Here is a 4,249-nt window from a genome sequence, read left to right as displayed (position 1 = left end):
GATCAGCTCGGATCTGGGCAACGGGCCGGGCATCCAGGAGGTGGCCACCTTCTCGGTGGACGTCGAGGGCCCCAGCGGCTCGGTCGCGGTGGCCAACGCCCACGGCACCGTCACCGGCGCGGCCGGCGGGGTGCTGCTGCGCCCCTTCGCCCGGCTGATCTCCAAAGCCGGCGACAGCGTCACCACCTACGGCGCACCCTGGGACATGCAGTAGCGGGAGCTCGCCTGAGTTCAGCCGGCGGCTGAGGAGTCCTTGCCGCCGACCGCATCACGGATTTCGGTGAGCAGCCGGTTCTGCTTGTCCTCCGCCGACTCGGCCGCCTCCTTGCTGCGGATCTTGCTGTAGGGCAGCACCACCAGGAAGTAGACCACCGCCGCGACGAGCAGGAAATTGATCGCCGCCGTCAGCACCACGTTCAAGTCGATCGTCTGGCCGTCCCCGATGTCGATCTGCAGAAGCCCGTAGGAGGCGCCCTCACCCGCGCCGGCCCGGTCGATCAGCGGCTGGACGACGCTGTCGGTGAACTTGGTGACCAGCCCGGTGAACGCGGTGCCGATGACCACCGCGACCGACAGGTCGACGATGTTGCCGCGGGCGATGAATTCCTTGAATCCCTGTAACACGGTGTGCCTTTCGTTGTGCCTTGCCGGGCAAAACGGTACCGTACCGGCGATCAGCGGATCGTCACCGTGACGTCCTGCACCAGGGATGCGGCGGCGAGTGCCGTGGCGGCGGCGGCCGGGAGGGCGACCAGGACGATCCGGTCGTCCGCGCCGCCGGGAGCCGCGCGCGCCGTCACCGACACCACCATCGCGTTAGCGGCGATCACCCGCGGCCGGGCGGTGCTCTCGGCCCGACCCGCCGCGGCGCCCGAACCCAGGACGTCGACCACGTCGCCCGCGCGAATCACCTCGGCGAGTGCGGGGTTGGCGAGGTGCAGGGGCACCACCCGCGCGTCGGGTCCGGCGGCCAGCCCGGCCAGCCGTGAGCCGAGCACCCGCACGTCGGTGAGCACCTCGCCCCGACGCGCCGGACCGGCCAGGGTGGCCCCGAGCACCGCGGTGATGTCGCGCAGCGCGCCGTCGGGAAGCGTTGCGGCCAAACGCTTTTCCAGTCTGAGGTGATCGGCGCTCAGGTGAACACCGGGACGCAGATCCTCAGCGGCCACGACCACGTCGGCGAGGGTGGCGGCCGGGTCGGCACGCAGCGCAGCGGCCCCGGCCAGCACGACCAGCAGACCCGCCGCGAGGCGGCGGGCCAGCACGGTCCGGGTGAAGTCGGGCCGCAGCGCGCGGGAAACCCGGTTGAGCACAGAGGGATTCAGCGAGCAGCCCATCGCGTCACGGTAGGACGCGCCGCACGGCGGTGACGACCGCCGCGAGCCGGGGTGTGGATAGTCGCTTAGCTCGACGTGGCGGGTGCGGGAGTCGAGCTGCCGCTCGCGGGGGTCGACCCGCCGGAGCTGCTTGAGGCACCCGAGGCACTCGAAGCCCCCGACGAGGATTCCTTGGATCCGGAGGACTCCGACGCCGTGGACGTGCCCGCTGAGTCCGATTTCGCAGCGGCGCCGCTCTTGGCCGCCTCCCGGCTGTCGGTCCGGTAGAAGCCGCTGCCCTTGAACACCACACCGACCGAGTTGAACAGCTTGCGCAGCCGGCCCGCGCACTGCGGGCACTCGGTGAGCGCATCCTCGGTGAACGCCTGGACCGCGTCGAAACGGTGGTCGCACGCGGTGCAGGCGTAGCTGTAGGTCGGCACGGAAACCTCCGGGACGAAGGGATTGGTTAGCACTCTACCGTCTCAAGTGCTAGACCGTCTCACGTGCTAGAACGACGACCCGCCGTCGGGCATTCCCGCCAGGGTGACCAGCCCCGCCCCGGGCGTCAGCGCGTGCGTCATACGCACGTCGTGCGGTTCGGCGGGCAGTGTGTCGACCACCTCCTCGTCGCGCACCACGGCCACCAGCCGGGTCCCCGGCGCGCACAGCGGCAGCGACCGGTCATAGAAGCCGCCGCCGCGGCCCAGTCGCACCCCGGCGCGATCCACCGCCAGCGCCGGGACCAGGACGACCTGCGCCTGCGCCACCTCGGCGGCCGGCAGCCACGGCTCGGGCGGCTCGGGCACCCCGAAGGGCCCGTCGACCAGGTGGCCGGGAACGTACTCGCCCCACCTCAGCGGCAGGTGCTCGCCGCCGGGGCCGGTCCGGGCCACCGGCACCAGCACCCGGTCGCACAGCTGCCGCAACCGGTCAAGAAGGGCCGCCGATCCCGGCTCGGTTCCCGCCGGGAGGTAGGCGCAGACGGTGCGGGCGCCGCGCACGGCGGCGCCGAGGTGGGCGCACAATCGCTCGGCCTCGGCGTGGCGCTGGTGCGCCGACTGCGCCCGGCGGGCCGCCAGCACCGCACGGCGGCGGGTGCCCTTCGACTCGGCGGCCACCGGATCCATGGGATCCAGCCTGTCAGAAACCGCGGTGCGTAACGTCGTGCCCCCGCTGTGGTGCCGTTAGGGTGATTCCGATGTCCGCCTCCAGGGTTTCCATTCCCCGCACGGCCGTGGTGCCGGCGGCGGGCCTGGGCACCCGGTTCCTGCCGGCGACCAAGACCGTGCCCAAAGAACTGCTGCCCGTCGTGGACACTCCCGGCATCGAACTGGTCGCCGAGGAGGCCGCCGAGGCCGGAGCCGAGCGGCTGGTGATCGTGACCTCCGAGGGCAAGGACGGCGTGGTCGCGCACTTCGTGGAGGACCTGGTGCTGGAGGGCACCCTGGCCGCCCGCGGCAAGAAGGCGATGCTGGAGAAGGTGCGCCGGGCACCGGAGCTGATCAAGGTCGAGTCGGTGGTGCAGTCGCGCCCGCTGGGCCTGGGGCACGCGGTCGGCTGCGTGGAGTCGGTGCTGTCCCCCGACGAGGATGCGGTATCGGTGCTGCTGCCCGATGACCTGGTGCTGCCCATCGGCGTGTTGGAGACGATGGCCGAGGTGCGCGCCCGCTACGGCGGCACGGTGCTGTGCGCGATCGAGGTTTCTCCCGAGGAGGTCAGCGCCTACGGGGTTTTCGACGTCGAACCGGTGCCCGGCTCGACCAACCCGGACGTGCTGCGGGTGAAGGGCATGGTGGAGAAGCCGCCTGCTGCCCGGGCGCCGTCGCTGTTCGCCGCGGCCGGCCGCTACATCCTGGACCGCGCCGTCTTCGACGCGCTGCGCCGCGTCGAACGGGGATCGGGCGGGGAGATCCAGCTCACCGACGCCATCGCGCTGCTCATCGCCGAGGGCCATCCGGTGCACGTGGTGGTGCACCGCGGATCCCGACACGACTTGGGAAATCCCGGCGGCTATCTGAAGGCTGCGGTTGACTTTGCCTTGGATCGTGACGACTACGGCCCCGACTTGCGGCGTTGGCTGGTCGAGCGGCTTGCCCAGACCGAACAGACCGAGCGGTAGGGGCGCGGCGGGTCCGTCCCGGGCAGAAAGGCGCGCTGTGCGTTCGGTGGAGGAGCAGCAGGCCAAGGTGATGGCGGCCGCGGTCGCGCCGCGGCCGGTGCGGGTTCCCATCGCCGAGGCGCAGGGCCTGATGTGCGCCGAGGAGGTCGTCACCGAGGAGCCGATGCCCGGGTTCGACCAGGCCGCCGTGGACGGCTACGCGGTGCGCAGCGTCGACGTCAGCGGCGGCGAGGGCGAGATCGTGCTGCCGGTGATGGGGACCATCGAGGCCGGGGCGCGCGCGCCGAGCAGGCTGCAGCCCAAGCAGGCGGCGCGGGTGCAGACCGGCGCGCCGATGCCCACCCTTGCCGACGCGGTGCTGCCGCTGCGCTGGACCGACGGCGGTCAGGCGCGGGTGCGGGTGCTGCGCGGGGTCCGCTCGGGGGCCTACGTCCGCCGCGAGGGCGACGACGTGCAGCCCGGCGACGTGGCGGTGCGCGCCGGCGCGATCATCGGGCCGGCCCAGGTCGGTCTGCTCGCGGCGGTCGGGCGCGAGCGGGTGCTGGTGCACCCGCGTCCGCGGGTGGCGGTGATGAGTGTCGGCGGGGAGCTGGTCGACATCTCCCGCACCCCCGGCAACGGCCAGGTCTATGACGTCAACTCCTACGCGCTGGCGGCCGCCGCCCGCGACGCCGGCGCGGAGGCCACCCGGATCGGCATCGTCAGCACCGAACCCAAGGAGCTGCGCGAAGTCGTCGAAAGCCAGATCAACCGCGTCGAGGTGCTGCTCATCGCGGGTGCGGTCGGCGGGGCGGCCGCCGAGAGCCTGCGC

The 4,249-nt window shown here is 72.4% G+C and carries 7 protein-coding genes; 3 read left to right on the top strand and 4 right to left on the bottom strand.

Annotation, left to right across the window (positions count from 1 at the left end; translation table 11 throughout):
* A partial coding sequence (locus tag ACKOB8_RS14245) for an MspA family porin (protein ID WP_526378351.1) occupies positions 1-214 on the top strand: 214 nt, incomplete at its 5' end.
* A 17-nt stretch (positions 215-231) separates the two neighbouring features.
* Here ACKOB8_RS14245 and mscL read toward each other — a convergent pair.
* The 4 genes from mscL to ACKOB8_RS14225 all read right to left on the bottom strand — a co-directional run bounded on the left by mscL (position 232) and on the right by ACKOB8_RS14225 (position 2,446).
* Complete coding sequence (gene mscL, locus ACKOB8_RS14240; protein ID WP_526378349.1) at positions 232-624, bottom strand: large-conductance mechanosensitive channel protein MscL; 393 nt, start codon at positions 622-624, stop codon at positions 232-234.
* A 50-nt stretch (positions 625-674) separates the two neighbouring features.
* Positions 675-1,337, bottom strand: coding sequence for an SAF domain-containing protein (locus tag ACKOB8_RS14235; protein ID WP_526378347.1), 663 nt, complete (start codon positions 1,335-1,337; stop codon positions 675-677).
* Positions 1,338-1,402: 65 nt separating this feature from the next.
* Positions 1,403-1,759: an FmdB family zinc ribbon protein gene (locus tag ACKOB8_RS14230; RefSeq protein WP_526378345.1), complete on the bottom strand. Its 357-nt coding sequence runs from the start codon at positions 1,757-1,759 to the stop codon at positions 1,403-1,405.
* 66 nt (positions 1,760-1,825) lie between these two features.
* The gene (locus tag ACKOB8_RS14225) at positions 1,826-2,446 is read right to left on the bottom strand and encodes a 5-formyltetrahydrofolate cyclo-ligase (protein ID WP_526378343.1); all 621 of its coding nucleotides are present in this window, start codon (positions 2,444-2,446) and stop codon (positions 1,826-1,828) included.
* Positions 2,447-2,517: 71 nt separating this feature from the next.
* Here ACKOB8_RS14225 and ACKOB8_RS14220 point away from each other — a divergent pair, with 71 nt between their 5' ends.
* Both ACKOB8_RS14220 and ACKOB8_RS14215 read left to right on the top strand, forming a co-directional pair.
* Entirely contained in the window at positions 2,518-3,438 is a 921-nt protein-coding gene (locus ACKOB8_RS14220) for a UTP--glucose-1-phosphate uridylyltransferase (protein WP_526378341.1), read from the top strand.
* Between the two features lie 37 nt (positions 3,439-3,475).
* The coding region (locus tag ACKOB8_RS14215) for a molybdopterin molybdotransferase MoeA (protein ID WP_526378339.1) at positions 3,476-4,249 on the top strand (774 nt) is incomplete at its 3' end.

The organism is Mycobacterium sp. (assembly GCF_046091765.1).
Lineage (GTDB): Bacteria > Actinomycetota > Actinomycetes > Mycobacteriales > Mycobacteriaceae > Mycobacterium.
This window is presented reverse-complemented; position numbering and strand designations above follow the sequence as displayed.